At 52.9% G+C, this 1,165-nt stretch carries 2 protein-coding genes; both read left to right on the top strand.

What is annotated here, in order from left to right; translation table 11 throughout:
• A partial coding sequence (locus Q4P78_RS09120; RefSeq protein ID WP_303340050.1) for a hypothetical protein occupies positions 1–500 on the top strand: 500 nt, incomplete at its 5' end.
• A gap of 225 nt (positions 501–725) precedes the next feature.
• The coding region (locus Q4P78_RS09115; RefSeq protein ID WP_303340048.1) for a hypothetical protein at positions 726–1,165 on the top strand (440 nt) is incomplete at its 3' end.

Below are 1,165 nucleotides of genomic sequence, written 5' to 3'. Positions count from 1 at the left end.
CTTGGCTTGCAGTGATTGAACGGCTGGGTATTGACGGCATTACCGATCTTCTGAACGACCCTGACAAGCGCGAAGCCTACGCAGAGGCCAACAAGAAGTACGTGGAGAGCGTAGCTAAGTCGAAGGAGCTGGAGCAGGAGTACGAAAAGAATCTTGCCGAGAGTCTTGCGCTTATTGACAAATTGCAGAAGGAACGCGGGCTTTCTGATGAGACTATTGATGCAGCAGTTGAACTTGTCATGCGCATAGCCAATGAAGCCTTAGTGGGCAAGTTTACCAGCGAGACCATTGATATGGCACTTAAAGCCGTCAACCACGATGCTGATATGGCCAATGCGGAGATGGAGGGTGAGACCCGAGGAAAGAATGCACGAATAGAAGAGAAGTTGCGCAAGCCCGTTCAGGGTGATGGCACGCCCCACCTCTCCGGCAGCCACAATGCGCCGACACGCAAGAATACACGGGCTAGCATCTTCGACATTGCAGACGAGGCCAGATGATAAAAGAGAGTGTACACGTTGTAGATGAGGCGCAGCCACAGATTCAACCCGGAACAGCCGGACTACGCAGTCAAATCCCCGGCATGACCACCACGGTAAGCGGTGTGGCATTGAACACGGGAGGCATAGGTGCAGGTCGTCTTATCTCTACCGCCATCGAAAGAAAGGTGCAGCACCACAGAAAAGTCTAAAAACCAACATACTAACATTTAATACCACGAAGAAATGGCAGAAAACGTACAAGTAAGTGCGGGAGGCGCAATCCCCACTACCCCCGGCAGCGTAGGGCTTAACACCCAAGTGCCGGGTCAATCCTCTACCGTCAGTGGTTTGGCTGATGCTAGCGGCGGCATTGCCCCTGGTAACCTTGTAGAGGCCGACATTGACGACCAACTCTTTCGCTTTCAGAGCGAAGATACCGCGTTAATGTCCTTGATGCTGAAGGCAAAGAAGGTCAAGGTAAACAGCCCCGAGGTAGAGCATTTCATGATTGATGAGCAGCGCGCCACGCTGAGGGTTAACACCGAAGTAGCCGCCGGCGACAGCAATATGTTTGTCCTTCCTCTTGACGCCAACGACCAGCAGATTCCCCGGGACTACCACACCCTGCTCGTATGCGGTGTAAACGGCTATGATGCAGAAGGCAAGAACCTTACTCCCGGCAA

Origin of the sequence: Rothia sp. (in: high G+C Gram-positive bacteria), assembly GCF_030540545.1 — a bacterium.
Classification (GTDB): Bacteria; Actinomycetota; Actinomycetes; order Actinomycetales; family Micrococcaceae; genus Rothia.
Note: the sequence above shows the minus strand (reverse complement) of the source record. Positions and strands in the feature narration are given on the sequence as shown.